The 18,705-nt window shown below is 62.6% G+C and carries 24 protein-coding genes; 9 read left to right on the top strand and 15 right to left on the bottom strand.

Going from position 1 to position 18,705, the window contains the following annotated elements; all coding sequences use genetic code 11:
* The first annotated feature begins 169 nt into the window (after positions 1 to 169).
* Both bluB and ndk read left to right on the top strand, forming a co-directional pair.
* Entirely contained in the window at positions 170 to 805 is a 636-nt protein-coding gene (gene bluB, locus RPG13_RS16680) for a 5,6-dimethylbenzimidazole synthase (RefSeq protein ID WP_337125511.1), read from the top strand.
* A gap of 85 nt (positions 806 to 890) precedes the next feature.
* The gene (gene ndk, locus RPG13_RS16675) at positions 891 to 1,313 is read left to right on the top strand and encodes a nucleoside-diphosphate kinase (protein WP_337125510.1); all 423 of its coding nucleotides are present in this window, start codon (positions 891 to 893) and stop codon (positions 1,311 to 1,313) included.
* Between the two features lie 62 nt (positions 1,314 to 1,375).
* Here ndk and RPG13_RS16670 read toward each other — a convergent pair whose 3' ends face one another.
* Entirely contained in the window at positions 1,376 to 2,137 is a 762-nt protein-coding gene (locus tag RPG13_RS16670; protein WP_337125509.1) for a YbaY family lipoprotein, read from the bottom strand.
* A 282-nt stretch (positions 2,138 to 2,419) separates the two neighbouring features.
* Here RPG13_RS16670 and RPG13_RS16665 point away from each other — a divergent pair, with 282 nt between their 5' ends.
* Genes RPG13_RS16665 through RPG13_RS16650 form a run of 4 tightly spaced genes read left to right on the top strand, consistent with a single transcriptional unit; the run spans position 2,420 to position 4,993 of the window.
* The gene (locus tag RPG13_RS16665; RefSeq protein WP_337125507.1) at positions 2,420 to 2,743 is read left to right on the top strand and encodes a BufA1 family periplasmic bufferin-type metallophore; all 324 of its coding nucleotides are present in this window, start codon (positions 2,420 to 2,422) and stop codon (positions 2,741 to 2,743) included.
* Positions 2,744 to 2,776: 33 nt separating this feature from the next.
* Positions 2,777 to 3,706, top strand: a complete 930-nt coding sequence (bufB, locus tag RPG13_RS16660; RefSeq protein ID WP_337125506.1) for an MNIO family bufferin maturase — start codon at positions 2,777 to 2,779, stop codon at positions 3,704 to 3,706.
* Complete coding sequence (locus RPG13_RS16655; protein ID WP_337125505.1) at positions 3,693 to 4,493, top strand: HvfC/BufC N-terminal domain-containing protein; 801 nt, start codon at positions 3,693 to 3,695, stop codon at positions 4,491 to 4,493. The genes bufB and RPG13_RS16655 overlap by 14 nt, the downstream gene beginning before the upstream one ends.
* 2 nt (positions 4,494 to 4,495) lie before the next feature.
* Entirely contained in the window at positions 4,496 to 4,993 is a 498-nt protein-coding gene (locus tag RPG13_RS16650; RefSeq protein WP_337125503.1) for a DoxX family protein, read from the top strand.
* Between the two features lie 34 nt (positions 4,994 to 5,027).
* Here RPG13_RS16650 and RPG13_RS16645 read toward each other — a convergent pair whose 3' ends face one another.
* The 5 genes from RPG13_RS16645 to RPG13_RS16625 form a co-directional block, all read right to left on the bottom strand.
* Positions 5,028 to 5,516 (bottom strand): molybdenum cofactor biosynthesis protein MoaE, encoded by a 489-nt coding sequence (locus RPG13_RS16645; RefSeq protein ID WP_337127025.1) that lies wholly within the window; start codon positions 5,514 to 5,516, stop codon positions 5,028 to 5,030.
* A gap of 1 nt (position 5,517) precedes the next feature.
* Complete coding sequence (gene moaD / locus RPG13_RS16640; RefSeq protein ID WP_127292655.1) at positions 5,518 to 5,775, bottom strand: molybdopterin converting factor subunit 1; 258 nt, start codon at positions 5,773 to 5,775, stop codon at positions 5,518 to 5,520.
* Position 5,776: 1 nt separating this feature from the next.
* Entirely contained in the window at positions 5,777 to 6,373 is a 597-nt protein-coding gene (gene pgsA, locus RPG13_RS16635) for a CDP-diacylglycerol--glycerol-3-phosphate 3-phosphatidyltransferase (protein WP_126107108.1), read from the bottom strand.
* Positions 6,374 to 6,470: 97 nt separating this feature from the next.
* Positions 6,471 to 8,561, bottom strand: coding sequence for an excinuclease ABC subunit UvrC (gene uvrC / locus RPG13_RS16630; RefSeq protein ID WP_337125502.1), 2,091 nt, complete (start codon positions 8,559 to 8,561; stop codon positions 6,471 to 6,473).
* Entirely contained in the window at positions 8,558 to 9,334 is a 777-nt protein-coding gene (locus RPG13_RS16625; protein WP_337125501.1) for an SDR family oxidoreductase, read from the bottom strand. Before RPG13_RS16625 ends, uvrC begins: the two co-directional genes overlap by 4 nt.
* A 407-nt stretch (positions 9,335 to 9,741) precedes the next feature.
* On the opposite strand from RPG13_RS16625, the gene RPG13_RS16620 reads away from it, so the two are divergent.
* Complete coding sequence (locus RPG13_RS16620) at positions 9,742 to 10,392, top strand: outer membrane protein (protein ID WP_126107111.1); 651 nt, start codon at positions 9,742 to 9,744, stop codon at positions 10,390 to 10,392.
* 137 nt (positions 10,393 to 10,529) lie between these two features.
* Here the strand turns inward: RPG13_RS16620 and RPG13_RS16615 are convergent, their stop codons facing one another.
* Together RPG13_RS16615 and RPG13_RS16610 are read right to left on the bottom strand one after the other, a co-directional pair.
* Positions 10,530 to 11,132, bottom strand: a complete 603-nt coding sequence (locus tag RPG13_RS16615; RefSeq protein WP_337125500.1) for a Pr6Pr family membrane protein — start codon at positions 11,130 to 11,132, stop codon at positions 10,530 to 10,532.
* 25 nt (positions 11,133 to 11,157) lie between these two features.
* Positions 11,158 to 11,754, bottom strand: coding sequence for a glutathione S-transferase (locus RPG13_RS16610; RefSeq protein WP_095483306.1), 597 nt, complete (start codon positions 11,752 to 11,754; stop codon positions 11,158 to 11,160).
* Between the two features lie 30 nt (positions 11,755 to 11,784).
* On the opposite strand from RPG13_RS16610, the gene RPG13_RS16605 reads away from it, so the two are divergent.
* Entirely contained in the window at positions 11,785 to 12,603 is an 819-nt protein-coding gene (locus tag RPG13_RS16605) for a hypothetical protein (protein WP_337125499.1), read from the top strand.
* Between the two features lie 82 nt (positions 12,604 to 12,685).
* Here RPG13_RS16605 and RPG13_RS16600 read toward each other — a convergent pair whose 3' ends face one another.
* Positions 12,686 to 12,871, bottom strand: coding sequence for a hypothetical protein (locus RPG13_RS16600; RefSeq protein WP_126107113.1), 186 nt, complete (start codon positions 12,869 to 12,871; stop codon positions 12,686 to 12,688).
* A 261-nt stretch (positions 12,872 to 13,132) separates the two neighbouring features.
* Between RPG13_RS16600 and RPG13_RS16595 the strand changes: the two genes are divergently transcribed.
* Positions 13,133 to 13,474, top strand: a complete 342-nt coding sequence (locus RPG13_RS16595) for a transcriptional regulator (RefSeq protein WP_167391031.1) — start codon at positions 13,133 to 13,135, stop codon at positions 13,472 to 13,474.
* Here the strand turns inward: RPG13_RS16595 and RPG13_RS16590 are convergent.
* The 6 genes from RPG13_RS16590 to RPG13_RS16565 form a co-directional block, all read right to left on the bottom strand.
* A complete protein-coding gene (locus RPG13_RS16590; protein WP_095483215.1) occupies positions 13,444 to 13,896 on the bottom strand; it encodes a hypothetical protein in 453 nt (150 codons plus the stop codon). The two genes, RPG13_RS16595 and RPG13_RS16590, sit on opposite strands and share 31 nt — an antisense overlap.
* 132 nt (positions 13,897 to 14,028) lie before the next feature.
* The gene (locus tag RPG13_RS16585; protein WP_095483214.1) at positions 14,029 to 14,874 is read right to left on the bottom strand and encodes a 23S rRNA (adenine(2030)-N(6))-methyltransferase RlmJ; all 846 of its coding nucleotides are present in this window, start codon (positions 14,872 to 14,874) and stop codon (positions 14,029 to 14,031) included.
* Positions 14,875 to 14,877: 3 nt separating this feature from the next.
* Positions 14,878 to 15,495, bottom strand: coding sequence for a hypothetical protein (locus tag RPG13_RS16580; protein ID WP_337125498.1), 618 nt, complete (start codon positions 15,493 to 15,495; stop codon positions 14,878 to 14,880).
* A gap of 260 nt (positions 15,496 to 15,755) precedes the next feature.
* Entirely contained in the window at positions 15,756 to 16,856 is a 1,101-nt protein-coding gene (locus tag RPG13_RS16575) for an ABC transporter ATP-binding protein (RefSeq protein WP_337125497.1), read from the bottom strand.
* A gap of 10 nt (positions 16,857 to 16,866) precedes the next feature.
* Positions 16,867 to 17,700 carry a carbohydrate ABC transporter permease gene (locus RPG13_RS16570; RefSeq protein ID WP_292216732.1) on the bottom strand — a complete coding sequence of 278 codons (834 nt, stop codon included), beginning with the start codon at positions 17,698 to 17,700 and terminating at the stop codon, positions 16,867 to 16,869.
* Positions 17,701 to 17,718: 18 nt separating this feature from the next.
* Positions 17,719 to 18,654, bottom strand: a complete 936-nt coding sequence (locus RPG13_RS16565; protein WP_095483210.1) for a carbohydrate ABC transporter permease — start codon at positions 18,652 to 18,654, stop codon at positions 17,719 to 17,721.
* Positions 18,655 to 18,705: the final 51 nt, after the last annotated feature.

Below are 18,705 nucleotides of genomic sequence, written 5' to 3'. Positions count from 1 at the left end.
TACCTTACTACCTTACTACCTTACTGCCTTACTGCCTTACTGCCTTACTGCCTTACTGCCTTACTGCCTTACTACCTTACTGCCTTACTACCTTACTGCCTTACTGCCTTACTGCCCTATTCCCCTATTCCCCTACTCCCCTACTCCCTCCCAAAGGCAGCACGACACCATGACGTCAGGCCCGGAATTCCCGGACGATTTTCGCACCCAGCTGGTCGACCTCTTCCGGTGGCGGCGGGACGTCAGGCGATTCAAGCCGACGCCGCTTCCCGAAGGCGCGCTGGAGCGGCTGCTTGACGTCGCCAGCATCGCGCCCTCGGTCGGGCTGAGCCAGCCCTGGCGCTTCGTCATGGTCGAGAGTGCGGAATGCCGTGCCGCCGTCAGGGCCTGCTTTGAGCGCTGCAATGCGGAGGCGCTCGCATCGTTCGGCGGCGAACGCGCCGCACTCTATGCGCGCCTGAAGCTCGCCGGGCTGAACGAGGCGCCTTGCCAGTTCGCGGTTTTCGCCGATCGCGCGACAGAACAGGGGCATGGGCTCGGCCGCCTGACCATGCCCGCGACCATCGAGTATTCGGCGGTGATCGCGATCCATACCTTTTGGCTGGCGGCGCGCGCCGAAGGAATAGGCATGGGATGGGTCTCGATCCTCGATCCGGCCGAGATGGCGACGATCCTCGACGCGCCGCCCGAGTGGACGCTGATCGGCTACTTCTGCGTCGGCTACCCCTGCGAGAACCACAGCGTACCGGAACTGGAACGGGAAGGCTGGGAAGTCCGGCGCGCTTCGACCATCATAACGCGCTGATCGAGCACCTCCCCTTGGCAACAAGCCGGGCGGCTTGTATAGAGCCCGCCACCCTCAATTCCACTTTCATCACAAGGACGACCCCATGGCGCTCGAACGCACCTTTTCCATGATCAAGCCGGACGCGACCCGGCGCAATCTCACCGGCGCCATCACCCAGATTCTTGAAGAAGCCGGCCTGCGCGTCGTCGCCTCGCGTCGGGTGTGGATGAGCCGCCGCGAGGCGGAAGGTTTTTATGCCGTCCACAAGGAGCGGCCGTTCTTCGGCGAGCTGGTCGAGTCCATGTCGTCGGGCCCGACCGTCGTTCAGGTGCTGGAAGGCGAGAACGCCATTGCCAAAAACCGCGACGTGATGGGCGCCACCAACCCGGCCAATGCCGCCGAAGGCACCATCCGCAAGGTGCACGCGCTGTCGATCGGCGAGAATTCGGTACACGGCTCCGACGCGCCGGAAACCGCCGCGCAGGAAATCAAATACTGGTTCTCGGACACCGAAATCGTCGGCTGAGCCCATCACCACATCATATGCAAAAAGGCCGGCGCAATGCTGGCCTTTTTTCGTTGCGGCGATCAGGTCGCCGCATTGAAGCGCAGGATGACGCGGTCGTCCTTGTCGACGATGATGAGCTTGCCGGCGTCGACGTGATATGATGCCGCCTTGGCCAGCGCCTCGAACAGCGCCTTTTCCTCGGCCATGATCTCCGGCGCGCAGGCCTTGAAGGTCGAACCAATGTCGCTGATCTCGATCTTGGCCCCATCCACCTTGGCGGTGGCGAAGTAGACGTTGCAAGGGCCGCTGCCGCCGGCCTTGCCGGCCTCGTCGATCCTGAACGTCGCCTGCGGCTCGGCGATCACACCAATGCCGTCGATATATTCGATCAGCCAGCTCTGCCCGAATACCGGGGCCGATGCCGGTTTTTCGCTCACCATCTTCAGCATGATGGTCTGCGGCGCGTCGCTCAGCGGATCGACCTGGTGGCGCCTATCGGAGATGAACAACAGCCTGTCGTCGACGGTGATGCGCGCCTGCAGCGCATAGGTCATGCCAGGCCGGATCACCTGGGGATCAAAGCTGATCTCGAACTTGATCGGCACCTGGCCGGCCGGCGCGACCTTATGCTCGCCGATGACAGTGGCTGGCGCATCGGCCAGCGAGACATCGGCAAGCTGCACGGAAAGCACGGCGTTGGGCGGCAGCGCGATGCGCTCGCGATACATCACCTCGCCCTTCAGGGTCCTCTCGGCAGCAACGGACAACTCAGGCACCACCAGTATACCAACGACCAGCGGCATGACACCGAAGATGAAGAACTCGGCGATCCTGCCCAGCATGATCCTGCTCCCCATAGCGCACCAAACTGGTTGGAAGGTCCCGCAGGATTGCGGTGGTTCCGTGGCGCCCACACGGACTATTCGCACGGCGGTGCATTCCGGCGGCTTGCGGGCTTGTCGTCGGTCTCTTTTGGCGTGACCGGCAAAATTTTGCTTGAGCCAGGCCTAGGCGATCACGAAGTCGTGTTCCCAAAAAGATGTAACACAGCGAGCCTCGGGACCGAACTGACCAATGCGCGCTTGAGGAACGGCGCGCTCAACAACCCAACCGGAGGTGAAATCATGTCAACAAGATCAACCGTGAGCGCGGCATTTCTGGCCGGCGCCGTTGCCACGGCTCTTGCTTCTTTTGCGACGGCCGCGCCGCTGTCCGAGGCAGAGGTCAAGGCAGCGATGGATGCCGGCAAGGAGAAGTGCTTTGGCGTCGCCCTGAAGGGGCAGAACGACTGCGCAGCAGGACCTGGCACGACCTGCCAAGGCACCTCGACTGTCGATTACCAGGGCAACGCCTGGAAGTTTGTCGATGGCGGCACCTGCACGACGATGGACGTACCCGGCGACCGCAAGGGCTCGCCCACGGAGCTGACCCGCGACATCCCGTCCTAAGCAATGCAACCTGCCCGGAAAGCGGAGACGAAGATGTACGGTCTGGCCATTCACCCAGCGTCGCGCATGTCGAAAACCTCGCGCTTTCCGGCGCACCGGGTCGCTGGCCTTGCCGGCACCAGTTTCAAGCATGAACATCTACCCGCGATCCTCGGCGACGATCCAAAAGACGGTTTCTTCGAGGTCCACGCCGAAAACTACATGGGCGCCGGCGGCCCGCCGCACGATGCGCTGACCAAGATCCGCCGCGACTATGCCGTTTCACTGCACGGGGTGTGCATGTCGATTGGCGGACCGCGGCCGCTCGACAAAGCCCATCTCGGTCGTTTCAAGACGCTCGTCGACCGCTATGAGCCGGCGCTCGTTTCCGAGCATCTCGCCTGGTCGACCCACGACACCACCTATTACAACGACCTGCTTCCCCTGCCCTATACGCCGGCAACGGTTTCGCGCGTGGCGGATCACATCGACGAAGTGCAGGAGGCGATTGGCCGGCCGATCGTGCTCGAGAACCCCTCGACCTACGTGCTTTTCCCGGAATCGACGATGAGCGAGACAGATTTCATCCGCGATCTCGTGCGGCGTACCGGTTGCGGCTTGCTGCTCGACATCAACAACGTCTTCGTTTCGGCCACCAATCACGGCTACTCAGCCCTTTCCTACCTCGCGAGTTTCCCGCTCGATCATGTCGGCGAAATCCATCTGGCCGGGCACGCCGAGCAGGAAGATGACGAGGGCGATCTGCTGCTCATCGACAGCCATGACGGCCCGGTCGCCGACGCGGTCTGGACGCTTTTCGATGTCGTTATCGACCGATGCGGGCCGCTGCCGACGCTGATCGAATGGGACAGCGACATTCCCGATTGGCCGGTGCTCAAGGCGGAAGCCGCCGCCGCCCAAGCGATCCTCGATCGTCATGCCGACAGCCATTGTATATTCGGAAAAGCCCATGCCGCAGGATGAGCTCCAATCGGGCGATCTCGGCCGCCGGTTCGACTATGCCGCGGCATTCACCGCCGGTTTGCTCGATCCTGATTGTGTCCCGCCTGACGCTGTCTCGGGGCCGAACGGGAAGGCTGCGGTCAAGCGATATGCGGTCTACCGCAACAACGTCACGGTCAGCCTGATCGATGCGCTGGCCGCCAGTTTTCCAGCGACGCTGCGCATCACCGGCCCGGACTTCTTTCGCGCGATGGCGCGCTTTCATGTTCGCGAAACGCCGCCCACCTCGCCGCTTCTGTTCGAATACGGCCGCGACTTTCCCGATTTCATCGAGTGCTACGAATACGCGCAATCGATGCCGTGGCTGGCCGATGTGGCGCGCCTGGAGCGGGCTTGGCTCGATGCCTATCATGCCGCTGACGCGGAACCGTTGGCTTCCGGAGCACTGGCGTCGATCCCGCCCGAGCGACTGGCCGATACCGTGTTCGTGCCGCACCCGGCAACGCGCGCCATATGCTCGCGCTATCCGGTCGTGACGATCTTTGCGACAAACCGGAGCGACGGTCCTGTCGGGCGGATCGAGGCGGGCGGCCCTGAAGATGCGCTGGTCACGCGGCCCGGCCTCGAAGTCTATGTTCGCCACCTGCCGCCCGGCGGCGCAGTTTTCTTGGATCGTCTCATGACGGGCGAGCCGCTCGGCGCGGCGGCCGCGGCGGCATTTGCGGAGCGTGCCGAATTCGATCTTTCCGCCAACATTGCCGGACTGCTGCAAGCGGGCGCCTTCACAGCGGCACACCAGGGAGGATGACCATGACGAACCATGGGCAGAACGCCAGCACCGAGCCGCGAGGGATCGCCGCCCCCGTCGAGACGGTGAATAGAGCCCTTCGCACGAGTGCCACGCCGTCGCTGACGCAGCTCGTCCTGCGTTGCGCACTCGCCGTCCCGTTCTGGCGGTCCGGCATCAACAAATGGGACGGTGTTTTGCAGTTGAATGACGTCGCAGTGCTGCTTTTCAGCTCGGAACTCAAGCTGCATCTGCCCGGCGGCCCTTACGATTTTCCTGCACCTGGGCTGGTGGCATTCGTCTCAGGATCTGCTGAAATCCTGCTGCCAATTCTCCTCGTTCTCGGCCTGGCGACACGACTGGCTGCATTCGGGCTGCTGCTGATGACGCTGGTCATACAGCTCACCGTGCCGGACGGCTGGCCGCTGCACATCACCTGGGCGGCGATGGCGCTTGGCATCATGGCGTGGGGACCCGGCCGGATTGCGCTCGATCACTGGATCGGCGCCGACAAGGGCTGATGGGCTTCCACGCCTCTGGCGGTGACGCGAAGCATCAATTTCGTTTCGGCACGGCCTGCTTCCAGCGGCTTGCGGCCTCGTCGTCGGCCTCCTTGGCGTCGACCCAGCCGCCTTGCGAGCCATCGGTATGGTGTTCCTTCTTCCAGAACGGCGCGCGCGATTTCAGGTAATCCATCAGGAAATTTGCCGCCTCGAACGCCGCCTGCCGGTGCGCGGAGGCTGCGACCACCAGCACGATGTTCTCGCCGGGCGCGATCCTGCCATGGCGATGGATGGCGGTGAGGCCCTGCAACGGCCACCGGGCGACCGCCTCGGTGGCGATGCGGCCGATCTCGGCCTCGGCCATGCTGGGATAATGCTCGAGTTCGAGTGCCGCGAGCCTGCCCGCTTCATCGCGGCAGAGACCCGAGAAAGTCACCACGGCGCCGATGTCGGCGCGGCCTTGCGTCATCTTGGCGATCTCGGCGGCGACATCGAAATCCTCCGCCTGGATGCGCACCGTCGGCACCACCGCGCCAAGCATTTCAGCCACCCGTCATCGGCGGGAACAGCGCGATCTCGCGCGCGCCTGATATCTTCTCGCGGTGCTCGACATGTTCCTGGTTGATGGCGACGCGGATCACATCGGGATATTGCAGCGCGTTCTCGTACTCCTCGCCGCGCGATTTCAGCCAGCGCAGCAGGTCGGCCACGGTCTCGATGCTGGCGGGCAATTCGACATCCTCTTCCGGCTTGCCGATGCGCTCGCGCACCCAGGCGAAATAAATGAGCTTCGTCGACATCCTACTCGTCCATGATGTGCTTGAGGCCGGCGCGGAAATAGTCGTAGCCGGTATAAAGCGTGACTAAGGCGGCGATCCACAACAGCACCAGCCCGGTCTGCGTGGTCAGCGGGAAGATCTTGTCGCCGGCAGGTCCCGCCAGCAGGAAGGCGATGGCGACCATCTGGATGGCGGTCTTCCACTTTGCCAGCTGCGTCACCGGCACCGAGACCTTCAGCGCCGCCAGATATTCGCGCAGGCCCGAGACCAGGATCTCGCGGCACAGGATAATGATCGCCGCCCACAGCGACCAGCCGGCGATGCCGGCATGGCTATCGGTGTCGGCCGCCAGCAGCAGCAGGCAAGTGGCGACCAGCAATTTGTCGGCGATCGGATCGAGCATCTTGCCGATATTCGAGGTCTGCTGCCAGGCGCGCGCCAGATAGCCGTCCAAATAGTCGGTGATCGAGGCCAGCAGGAAAATGATCAGCGCCGACCAGCGGGCGAAGTCGCTCGACTTCAGATGCCCTTCGAGAAAAAAACACAGCACAACCAGCGGCACCGCAAGGATGCGGGCGTAGGTGAGCATGTTGGGCAGGTTGAATGCGCGCTGGGCCATATTTTTGGGAACTCTTTCTGCCTGCGTACTCAAATCAGAAGCGAATGTGGGGGGTCAACAGGCGATAGTCGATGGACCAACCGAAAATAGCAATCCATCAACTCTCGTGAAAATGGTTGTAGACCAGCTTCGCCACCTGCTCGGATATACCATCGACCTTGACCAAATCCTCGATCGCGGCGCGGCTAACCGCCTTGGCAGTGCCGAAATGCATGAGCAGCGCGCGCTTGCGGCCGGGGCCGATGCCGCTGATCTCGTCGAGCGGGCTCTTGACCATCTCCTTCTTGCGGCGGGCGCGGTGCGAGCCGATGGCGAAGCGGTGGACCTCGTCCCGCAGCCGCTGGACGAAATAGAGCACTGGATCGCGCACTGGGAGCGAAAACGAATCCCTGCCCCTGACGAAGAAGCGTTCGCGGCCGGCGTCACGGTCCTGTCCCTTGGCGATGCCGATTGCCACGACACGGTCCTCGATGCCGAGATCGGCGAGCACTTTTCGCACCGCCGTCATCTGGCCCTGGCCGCCGTCGATGAGGATGACGTCGGGCCAGGCCGGGAAACCGCCGGTGTCCTCGATGTCGTCCTCCTGTTCACTCGGGACGGCGTCGTCCGCCGGCAGTTCGCTCTGCGGCACATCGCCATGTTCCTTCAGCAGCCGCGAAAAGCGCCGCTCCATCACCTCGCGCATCATGCCGAAATCGTCTCCCGGCGTGATCTCGGTCGAGCGGATGTTGAATTTCCGGTACTGGTTCTTGACGAAGCCTTCCGGCCCGGCGACGACCATGGCGCCGACGGCGTTGGTGCCCATGATGTGCGAGTTGTCGTAGACCTCGATGCGCGCCGGCGGCTTTTTCAGGCCGAAGGTCTCGGCGAAGCCAGTGAGCAGCCGCCCTTGCGTCGAGGTTTCGGCCAGTCGGCGGCCGAGCGCCTCGCGGGCATTCTGCAGTGCGTTGTCAGTCAAATCCTTCTTCTCGCCGCGCTGCGGCACCGAGATCGCCACCTTGCGACCCGCGCGGGTGGAGAGAGCCTCCGCCAGCAATTCCTGGTCCTCGACACCATGCGACAGCAGGATGGCGCGCGGCGTCGGCTTGTCATCATAGAATTGCGCCAGGAACGAGCCCAGCACTTCCGATCCCTCCAGCGCCGGATCGGCCTTGGGGAAATAGGCGCGGTTGCCCCAGTTCTGGCCGGTGCGGAAGAAGAACACCTGGATGCAGACCTGGCCGCCTTCCTGGTGGATGGCGAAGACATCGGCCTCGTCAACGGTCTGCGGGTTGATGCCTTGGTGGCTCTGCACATGCGACAGCGCCGCCAGCCGGTCGCGATAGATGGCGGCCCTCTCGAAATCAAGATTTTCCGAGGCCTGCTGCATGGCGGCGGAGATATCGGTCTTCACCTTCTGGCTGCGGCCGGAGAGGAAGTCCTTCGCCTCGGCGACCAGCCTGGCATAGTCGCCATGCGAGATTTCGCCGGTGCACGGGCCGGCGCAGCGCTTGATCTGGAACAGCAGGCAAGGCCGGGTGCGGTTCTCGTAGAAGGAGTTGGTGCAGCTCCTGAGCAGGAAGGCGCGCTGCAGCGAATTGATGGTGCGGCCGACCGCGCCGGCCGAGGCGAAGGGGCCGAAATAGTCGCCCTTGCGCGAACGCGCGCCGCGATGCTTGTAGATGCCGGGCGAGACATGATCGCCGGTCAGCAGGATATAGGGGAACGACTTGTCGTCCCGCATCAGAACATTGAAGCGCGGCCGCAAGCGCTTGATAAGGTTGGCTTCCAACAGCAGCGCTTCGATCTCGGTGCGGGTGACGACGAATTCCATCGTCGACGTCTCGCGCACCATCCGGCCGATGCGGCTGGTGTGGAAACGGCCTTGCGCGTAATTGGTCACCCGTTTCTTCAGGCTGCGGGCTTTGCCGACGTAGAGCACGTCGCCTGCGGCATTCATCATGCGGTAGACGCCGGGCGCGTTGGGCAGCCGTTTGACCAGTGTCTGGATGACTTCGGCGCCGACCATGCCGTCGGCATCGCCGGCATGCGGCGTCCAATCGATGGTGGTGAAGGCGACATCCGGGCCACTGGGACCGGGAGCTGACGGCTCGACGCTCTCCTCCGTCGCCTCGTCCTCGATGTCGATATCGGGGGGCAGGTCGTCGGCGGCGCTGCCTCGTTTGTGTTTCTGGTCCATGGGACTCATTCGACAATGCCTGTCACATCCGGCGTCTGCCATGCAAGGTGCTGGCCGCCGTCGAGCGCTATCATCTGGCCGGTGACCGAGCGCGCGCCCCAGAGATAGCGGATGGTGGCGCCGAATTCAGGCAATTCCGGGCCGCGCTTCAGGATCAGGCCGTCGACCTGAGCGGCAAAATCGCTGTCGTCCTGGCGTGCGCTCTTCAGCGTCGGGCCGGGGCCGATGGCGTTGACGCGAATACGAGGTCCCAGCGCCTGCGCCATCATCTGCGTCTCTGTCCACAAAGTCGATTTCGACAGCGCATAGGAGAAATAGCGTGGCGTCGGGCGCCAGACGCGCTGGTCGATCATATTGACGATCAGCCCCTCCTGGCCTTCCGGCAGCGCGCGGGCGAACTTTTGCGCCAAAAGTGCCGGCGCCTTCACATGGATGGCGAAGTGACGGTCCCAGGCAAGCCAGTCGAAGTCCTGAACCGTATCGTCCACGAACAGCGAGGCATTGTTGACCAGCAGTGTAACAGGTCCGAGCGCGGCTTCGGCGCGGCCGACCAGGTCGCCGACCGCGGCCATATCGGTCAGGTCGGCGGCGACCACAGCGGCGCGGCCATCCTGGCCAAAATGGCCGCCATTGATCCGCGCGGCCAGCGCTTCCGCCTCGGCCCGCGAGCGGTTGCAATGGATGGCGACGGCAAAACCGTTCGCGGCAAGATCCTCGACGATAGCCTTGCCGATCCGCTTGCCCCCGCCCGTCACCAGTGCCGTTCCAGCGGCCTTGCTCATCCTGTCAATCCTCAATGTCCTCGATTTCAGCCCGACGGCGAAATATGGCCGGCCAAGCGTTAAATGCCGTTCGTACCTTGGGCAGCATTGTGGCAAAGTGGCCGGATCGGTCTTTCGCAACTGGCCGGGGACTCGGCCGCCAGACCGCAATATAGGGTGCTGGACTCCTTGCTCCAAGCCGTGTTCAGCGCGGCATTGCAAAGCCTCCTGACACCATCTGTTGCGCAGATGCAACGTCAAAGTTCGGCCTCATTCGTGCCCGGTAATGACCCAAGTTCAGGTTCGCTTCAGCCGTATTTCGACACGACATTCGGAACCGTTGAGCGCCAGATCCGTTTATCCCCCCGGCGGGTTGAGGGCGCTCGTGAAAAGCAAGCCTGTGCCTGTGGCTTAAGGAGTAAAGAACAATGCAAGCCAATCTTAAATTTGCGCGACCGCTGGCGGTGGCGTTCGGGCTTTTCGCCCTCGGCGGAACCGCCTATGCTGCTGACGTGATCTCGGAAGAGCCGCCGGCACCCGCCCCGATCGCCGAACTTCCCGTCGCGTCTTGGGCTGGTCCCTATGCCGGTGTGAGCGTCGGCTACGGCTTCAGCGGCCATGCCGATGCCACGGATGTCGGCGTCGACGTCGGCACCGATGGATTCGTCGGCGGCGTCTTCGGCGGCTATCAGTGGCAGCAGGAGAACTTCGTGTACGGTGCTGAAGCCGATATCGGCTATAGCGGCATCGAGGGCGACGATGCTGGCATCGAGGCTAAAGGCGGCTTCGAAGGCTCGCTGCGCGCCCGCCTCGGCTACGCCGTCACCCCGGAGATCCTGCTCTACGGCACCGCCGGCGGCGCGCTGAAGAACCAGGAGATCGAAGCCGGTGGCGTCAGCGACGAAAACACCATGCTCGGCTGGACGGCCGGCGTCGGCACCGACATCAAGATCACCGACAATGTGTTCGGCCGTGTCGAGTATCGCTACACCGACTTCGGCGACAAGGACTTCGACGGTGTTGGCAAGGTCAAGTCCAGCGACAACCGCGTCACCTTCGGCGTCGGTATGAAGTTCTAAGTCGTCCAAGCCACGACACGAAAAAGCCGGGCCTCGTGCCCGGCTTTTTTTGTGCCCGGCGCCTGCCTTGCCGCCGATACGTCACCTTGCGTGCGAGGGCATCTTGCCTGTCGACGCAACCACGCATGATCTCGAGGTCAGCGTCGGGCCAGCATTCGGTCGATCAAGACCAGGGCTTCGGCTGCTACGACAAAACCGAGAGCGATCACGACGGCATTTGACATCGCCCCGACCCAGCCATTCGCGGACACATCTATGAACGGGTAAGCGTATTTCCCTTCAGCGGCGCCACGAGCCAGGGCATAGGCTAGGGGATAGAGCGCCCAGAGAAGCGGATCGCGCCACGAGAGCGTCCCCTTTCGCGTGAACAGCAGCCAGAACAATACGACAAGAACAGGGTTGAGCTGATGGAGTAGAAAGTTTGCTTCAGCGGTGGCGCCAGCCAAGGTGCGCAGCCCTTGGAGCAGCAACGCGAAAATCACGCCGACCAAGGCCATGACGGCGGCAACCCCCGCCACCAACCGTGGGTGATCGAAACGCTCCCCGAGGAATGCGGCGGCTCCGAATACAACGGCGACAAGACCGTTGGTCAGGATCGTGAAATATCCCATCAACACCCATAGCGAGCCGAATATCGAGGCGCCACCATTCATCAAGGTGCTGAGTTCAAGCCCAATGCCAGCGCAAGCGGAAAGACAAATGATCAGGGCAAGTAAACGACAGATCAAATCGCCACCCATCGGTCGGCAGCCCCGCTTCAGGCACTCACCCCGGAACGCAGGGTTTCAGCTCCGGGAACTTCTCGTCGAAACGCGCTGCCCAGCGGACCAGCCGGCTGCGGCCCTTTTCCCATTTTCCGGCAAAGCGCAGTGAGAGATAGCCAAGGCAGGCGCGCAGCGCCATCTGGCCGGCGGTGATCTTCTTGGGCAGCTTTGGCGGATTGGCGTTGAGCAGATCGAGCGCGCCGGTTATTTTCGCCCACTGGCGGTCGAGCCAGGGTTGGTACACCATGTCTTCGGGGCGCGTGCGCCGCTCATAGACCATTGACAGCGCGCAGTCGCAGATGCCATCGGCCAGCGCTTCAAGCACTTCCGCCTCAAGGCGCTTGTCGGGATTGCGCGGAAACAGCGCGTTCTTCGACACGCGATTGAGATGCTGGGTAATGGCGCGGCTGTCGTGAATCGAACGACCGTCGTCGAGCACCAGCGTTGGAATCTTGCCGAGCGGGTTGGCGCCGATCAGCTCAGCCGGCTTGTCTTCGGTTTTTACCGGCACGAGATCGACGGCAATGCCGGCATAAAGCGCGGCCATGCGCACCTTTGAACTGTAGGGGGACGTGGCAGCGTAGAGCAGTCTGGGCATGATCGGGTTCCTGTTTGCCAGCGGGCACTGTTGACCGATCAGCTTCCGCCGATCAACGGCCAAAAGCGGGAAAACCAGCCGCCAGCAAGCAGCAGTTGTCTCAACATCGATCTAGACGCGATAAGCAGAGCAGACGTGAGCAGATCTGTCCTTCCGGGCGCAAGGAAATGCCCCACCGGACTTCGCCATAGGGCGAAGTCCTGGGAGCTGCGAAAAGCTGTCTTCCCTCCGCCTCTGTCTGCTCGCCCGAGCACCGAACCAGCGAGCGAGGCGCCTGTCCGGCACCCGCCCTCAACTGTCCTCAGTACTGCCCTCCGTGTGCGAAGAAAGGCGATTTACTTCTTGGCCTTCGCCTTCGCAGGCGCCGCCTTCGGCTTGGCCGCAGGCGCTGCTTTCTTCACGGCTGCGGAAGACTTCGCTGCCGCCGCTTTCTTTGCGGGCGCAGCCTTCTTGGCCGGTGCAGTCTTGGCAGGTGCAGCTTTTTTCACTGCCGGCTTTGCCGCGGCCTTTGCAGCTGGCTTCTTGGCCGGAGCTGCTTTTGCCTTGGCCGGCGCAGCCTTGGCCTTGGCAGGTGCCGCTTTGGCCTTGGCAGGCGCTGCTTTCTTCACTGCCGGTTTTGCCGCGGCTTTCGCGGCCGGCTTCTTGGCCGACGCTGCTTTTGCCTTGGCCGCGGCGGCCTTCGGCTTGGCAGCAGGTGCCGCTTTCTTCACAGCGGTTGCGACTTTCGCCGCCGCTGCTTTTGCCGGTGCTTTCTTTGCTGGTGACTTCTTTGCCGGTGACTTGGATGCCGGCGCTTTGGATGACTGTTTAGCCATGTCATGCCCCTTCCGTTGTGCCGACGGCCATTAGTGACCCGGCGTGCAATGCATATCTGACTCGCGGCTTGCTAGCCAGCGAAGCATCAGCATGAATTTTGCAGTTTAAGTTTTGGTTACAGGCGACACAAGCTCGTGCTGATTTCACAAAATGCCGCTGCTGCTCTTCGACCTTTGCCGAGGGTTTGCGACAGACATTCTGCCCGCTTTACCGGAACCAATCCCGCTACGAAACGCTGAAGGTTAGCAAGCGTTTTTGCTCGTTGATCATCGACCGGCAACACCATGATGCGCTGCTTCATTGATCTCGTCGTCTTGTGCAAACGGACGGTCTACACAAGCGACAAAAGCAAAGCGCGATCCGTTCTGCGTCATGAGCTTGCCTGAGTTCTATGAGGGCAACGGCCTTCGCTCGCATCATCCCTTTTTGCTAAGATTGACAGATTACTCCATGTCGCAGAGTATTCTGCAGTATGCGGGAGAAGCGCAATGTCATTCGCGCAAGATCGAGCAGCGCTGGCCAAGATCAGTGAGACTGAACGCCGGACACCACAGCAGGCCCGATGATGGCTGCCGACGAAATCATCCACCAGAGCGTGCGGCTCAGGATCATGGCGGCGCTGAATTCTCTGGAAAGGCGCGAAGCGCTGGAATTCACCCGATTGAAGGCCATCGTCGATGCGACTGACGGCAATCTCGGCGCGCATATCGATACGCTTGCCAAGGCGGGATATATCGATGTCGAAAAGCTGTTCGTCGGACGCCGGCCGCGAACGCGCGTCAAGGCGACGTCAATTGGACGACGCGCCTTTCGCGGTCACGTCGCGTTCCTTCGCAAAATTCTCGATGAGGCGGAGCAGCCAGTTAAACGCGGTCAGCGCAGGACGCGGCAGCGGCCGTTGTAGACCATCCAGCGGTCGAAGCCCGAGACGCAGAATTCGACATTGTCACCGATCGAGGCAAAGCCCTGCCCTTCCTCGATCAGATACCAGATGGTGCGGGCGTGGCCGTCGGAGAGGCTGACGGTGGCGCCGCAATAACGGCGGCCGATCGGCCAGGTGTCATTGGCCGGGAAATAGCGGTGCTGGTGGATGCGCTGGAAATCGGTGATCTCCACATCGGGCAGATTCGGCACGTGGTGCACCTGGTAGGAGAAGCGGCTGGTGATCTTGTTCAGCACCCAGGCCTCGCCGCAAACGCCGCTGTCTTCGTCGGTATAGACGGCAAGGTCGGCCGCCTTTGCTGCCTGAGTGACAGCGAGGGATGTGCCGAGCGGCGTGCAAAGGGCGATCAGTGCGGCAAGGGCGGATTGGGCGAAGCGAGTCATGGCAGCCTCTTATGGTCGATTTGCGCGCACTGTGCGGATTCGCTTGCGCGCGGTCAAGCGGTTGTAGAGACGATGGTTTCTTAGTTTGAAATTGCCTTCAACCGAGGCAGGCGCGCGAATACCTCTGCCGCCCTATGCCGCCAGCCATTCCAGCGTCCAGTGCGCCGGCTGTTCGACCACGAGAAGCCTATGTAGCGCCGGCAGCAGCGTGCGCAATTCACCTTCCAGCGTGAACGGCGGGTTGACCACCACCATGCCGCTGCCGTCGAGGCTGGGCTCGGCCGATAGCGGCCTGATCTCGAAGCCGATGTCGAGCAGCTTCGGAATGCCCGACTGCACCAGCGCCTTCCGGAAGGCGGCGACCGCCTTGCGGTCCTTGACCGGATACCACAGCGCATAGATGCCGCCCGGCCAGCGCTTGTGCGCTTTGCGCAGCCCCTCGATCAGGCGGGCAAACTCACCCTCCGCCTCAAATGGCGGATCGACCAGCACGAGGCCACGTTTTTCCTTCGGCGGCAGATGCGCGCCGAGCGCCAGCCAGCCGTCGAGCTCGATCACCCGGGTCTGGAAATCGCCTTGGAATAGCGCCCCCAGCTTCGCCGCATCCTGGCGATGCAGTTCGATCGCCGTCAGCCGGTCCTGCTTGCGCATGAGATGACGCGCGATCAGCGGCGAGCCCGGATATTTTTTCACGCCGCCTTCGGGATTGAGCGAACGGACGGCTTCCAGATAAGGCGCCAGGAGTGCTGCCGCCGGCACATCCAATGCGGCATCGACCAGCCGGCCGATGCCGCCTTGCCATTCGCCGGTCTTTTGCGCTTCGGTCGACGACAGGTCGTAGCGGCCGATGCCGGCATGGGTGTCGATGACGCGAAACGCCTTGTCCTTCTGTTTCAGATATTCGACGAGCCGGCTCAGCACGACATGCTTGACGACATCGGCGAAGTTTCCGGCGTGATAGGCGTGGCGATAATTCACGAGCTAATTCGAGCCCCTGCCCCAGCGCGGCGGTGGCGGCTGCGAATTCGGATTTTGCGGCCGGCCGCCGCCGCCGAAACGCAGCGCCAACAGCAATCCGATCAGGCCGGCCGCCATCAGCGAAAACCCGACCGGCCGCGCCCGGCTGTCGATCTCGCCGACGCCGGAGCGCAGCAAGAGGTCCACCGCCCGCATCTCGATGCCCTCGGCGTCGCCGGCGCCAACGGTGAAGATGTAAGGGCCGGGGCTGACTGTCGGGATCAGGCCTGCCTCGTCGCGGAAGATCTTGTCCGGCAGTTGCGGGCTGACCTGGCGCGGATTTTCCGAATGGGTGAATTGCAGCGTCGAGGCGAGCACCGTCCTGCCGCCGGTGGCGGCGGTCAGCGTCAGCACGGTGCGCTGTTGCGAGACGACGATGCGTTCGGTCCTGGCGGTGAGGTCGACCAGCACCCGCACCGGCGCATCGCGAGCGGCCAGCGGCACCGTCACCGGCTTGAACCGGCCCTGGTCGTAGACCCGCCAGGTGCCGATCTCATGGCCGGAGAAATTGGTCATCGCCCAGGGATAGACGACGCCGATGCCGGTGCCGGCGAGCAGGATCAGAAGAAACAGAAAGCGCATGCGCTCAACTACCTAGCCCTCTTGTTGTTTGACCATGATCTTATCCGAAAACCGGTTCCCACTTTTTGCTTCGCTGACCTTCGGTTCGGGATCATGGTCTAGCGCCGTCGCGGGCGCGTTCCATCTCGTCCAGGACCCATGTCGAGGCCGAGATCGAATGTCGTATCGAATTCGGCGGTGCCAAGATAGACAATAGCATCGGCCTCAAGGGTGGGAACCGGTTTTGGGAAAATTCGAATGATCTGAAACCGAACGGAGGATCAGCTCTTCCTCTTCTGGAGGCCCGATTCCAATGCGCGCTTTCCAGTCCCATCGAACAAATGCAAATGTTGCGGCGGGAAAGCGACCGTCACCGTCGGACCGGCCGTAAGCGCAGCCCGATCGAGCGTGAAGACATTGAACGGCAGGCTATGCAGGCCAAGGTGCAGAATGATGCCGAAGCCGGTCGGCTCGATCAGGTCGACCGTCGCCCTCAGGCTGCTCTCCGAGGCCGGCGACATCTCGACATGCTCCGGCCGGATGCCGAGCGTCACCGCCGCGCCTTCCTCGAGTTGATAGGCTGACGACAGCGCAATCAGCGTTCCATCAGGCAGTCGTGCGCCAGCCCTGCTCCCAGTGACCTGGTAGCGTGCCGACAGAAAATTCATGGCCGGCGATCCGATGAAGCCGGCGACGAACAGGTTGGCCGGGCGGTCGTAAAGCTCCAGCGGGCTGCCAACCTGCTGCACCACGCCCTCATGCATGGCGACGATCCGGTCGGCCAGTGTCATCGCCTCGATCTGGTCGTGGGTGACATAGATTGAGGTCGCGCCGAGATCGCGGTGCAGCTTCTTGATCTCTGCCCGCATCTGCTCACGCAAGCGCGCGTCGAGATTGGACAGCGGCTCGTCGAACAGGAATGCCTTGGGCTGTCGCACGATCGCGCGTCCCATCGCCACGCGCTGGCGCTGACCGCCCGACAGTGCCTTCGGCCGCCGCGCAAGCAGCGGCTGCAGCTCAAGCTTCCTGGCCGCATTGCTGACAGCAGCTGTGATCTTCTCGCGGGCGGCCTTCCGGATCCGCAGGCCGTAGCTCATGTTCTCGGCAACGTTCATGTGCGGGTAGAGCGCGTAGGACTGAAACACCATAGCGATGTCGCGGTCCTTAGGTGCCCGCTCATTGACGCGCACGCCGTCGATCCGGATCTCGCCTTCGGTCACCTCCTCGAGCCCGGCGATCATCCGCAGCAGCGTGCTCTTGCCGCAGCCGGACGGACCCACGAGCACCACGAACTCGCCGTTCTCTATCGCCAGATCGACGCCGTGCAGCACGGAGACGATGCCGAAATTCTTGCGAACGTTGCGGATGTCGATCGATGCCATGAAACCTCGCTCAGCCCTTGACCGCGCCGGCCGTCAGGCCCTGGACCAGATAGCGCTGGATGAACAGGAAGAAGAGGCAGGCCGGGATCAGCGCCAGCACGCCGGCCGCCATCATCTGCCCGAAATCGACCGAAAACTTCGACACGAAGGTGAGCAGACCGACCGGAAACGTGGCGGCGCTGTTGCCCGAAATCAGCATCAGCGCGAACAGCAGCTCGCTCCACGCGGCGGTGAACACAAAACCCAGCGTCGCGGCAATGCCCGGCAGCGTCAGCGGCAGGACGATCTGGCGAAATGCCATGAACTGCGTGGCGCCATCGATCTTGGCCGCCTCCTCCAACTCCTTGGGAATGCCGTCGAAGAACGACTGCATCAGGAATGTCGCGAAGGGAATGTTGAAGGCGGTGTAGACGACGACCAGTCCGGTCAGGCTGTTGGTCAGCCCGAGCGGCGAGAGCATCTTGAAGATCGGCGCGACCAGCATCACCAATGGAAACATCTGGGTGAGCAGCATCAGTGCGACCAGCCAGTATTTGCCGCGAAAGGTGAAGCGCGACAGCGCATAGCCAGAGAGGGACGCGAGCAGCGTCACGATCACGGCCGTCGAGCCGGCAACGATCATGCTGTTCCTGAAGAAGATCGGGAATGCGCTGTGGGCCAGCACGAAGCGGAAATGTTCAAAGCTCGTCCGCGACGGCCACATCCGCACGCCCTCCGAATAGAGCAGGTCGTTCGGCGTGACCGATACTTTCAACAACCAGAACAGTGGGAACAGCGCAAAGACCACGTAGCAGAGGATCGCCAGGCGGTGCAGCGCGGTGCCGAAGATCGAATACCTGTTCATGTGGTCATCCCCGATCCGTCAGGCCCTGTCCATCAGGACTTGCCGCAGCATGACGATCAGCATCGAATAGGCGAGCAGCAGGACGAGCAGCACCAGCGCAATGGCCGAGGCATAGCCGAAATCGAGCGCTCTGAAAGCCTGCGTGAAGATGTAGCTCGCGACGATCTGCGTGCGGTCGGCCGGCCCGCCGCTGGTCATGACGATGATCAGGTCGGCGAAATTCGAGATCCAGACGGTGCGCAACAGCACGGTGATCGCGATGGTCGGCGCAAGGAACGGCAAGGTGATCGATGTGAACCGCCTGACCGCACCGGCGCCGTCGATCGCCGCCGCTTCGTAGAGGTCGCGCGGGATGGCCTGGAGCGCGGCCAGCAGCGTGATGGCGAAGAAGGGAATGCCCCACCAGACGTTGGCAATGATTGGTCCCCACATGGCAAGCTGCGGATTTGAAAGGATGTTGGCTGGCTCGCTCATGAGGCCGAGGGCATAAAGCCAATGCGGCAGCGGTCCGATGACGGGATTGAACAGCCACGCCCAATTGAGCCCGGTCAGGAAGGTCGGCACCGCCCAGGGCAGGAACACCAGCGCCTGCGCGATGGCGCGGCCGGCAAACGGCCGGTCGAGCAATAGCGCCAGGATCAGGCCGAACACGAATTGCAGCAAGACGGATGCGCCGGTCCACCACAGCGTGTTGCGCAGCGCCCGATAGAAATTGTCGTCGTCATAAAGGGTGCGAAAATGATCGAGCCCGACATAGCCGCCAGAGAAGGGATTGAGCAAGTGCACGTCGCGGAAGGCGTAGGACAGGCCAAGCACCAGCGGTGCCAGCATGATGGTGACGATCAGAATCAGCGCCGGGGCGGTGTAAAGATATGGCTCGGCGTGGCGCGTGATCCGGTCGACCAGCGACTGGCGGCGCGATTCCGGGAGGCCGGCAGTGGCGTCAAAAACCATCAGCTAACGCTTTCGTTCCAATTGGCCATCGTTCCAATCGACCATGAACGA

This window comes from Mesorhizobium sp. ISC15, assembly GCF_037162615.1.
GTDB lineage: Bacteria > Pseudomonadota > Alphaproteobacteria > Rhizobiales > Rhizobiaceae > Mesorhizobium > Mesorhizobium mediterraneum.
Note: the sequence above shows the minus strand (reverse complement) of the source record. Positions and strands in the feature narration are given on the sequence as shown.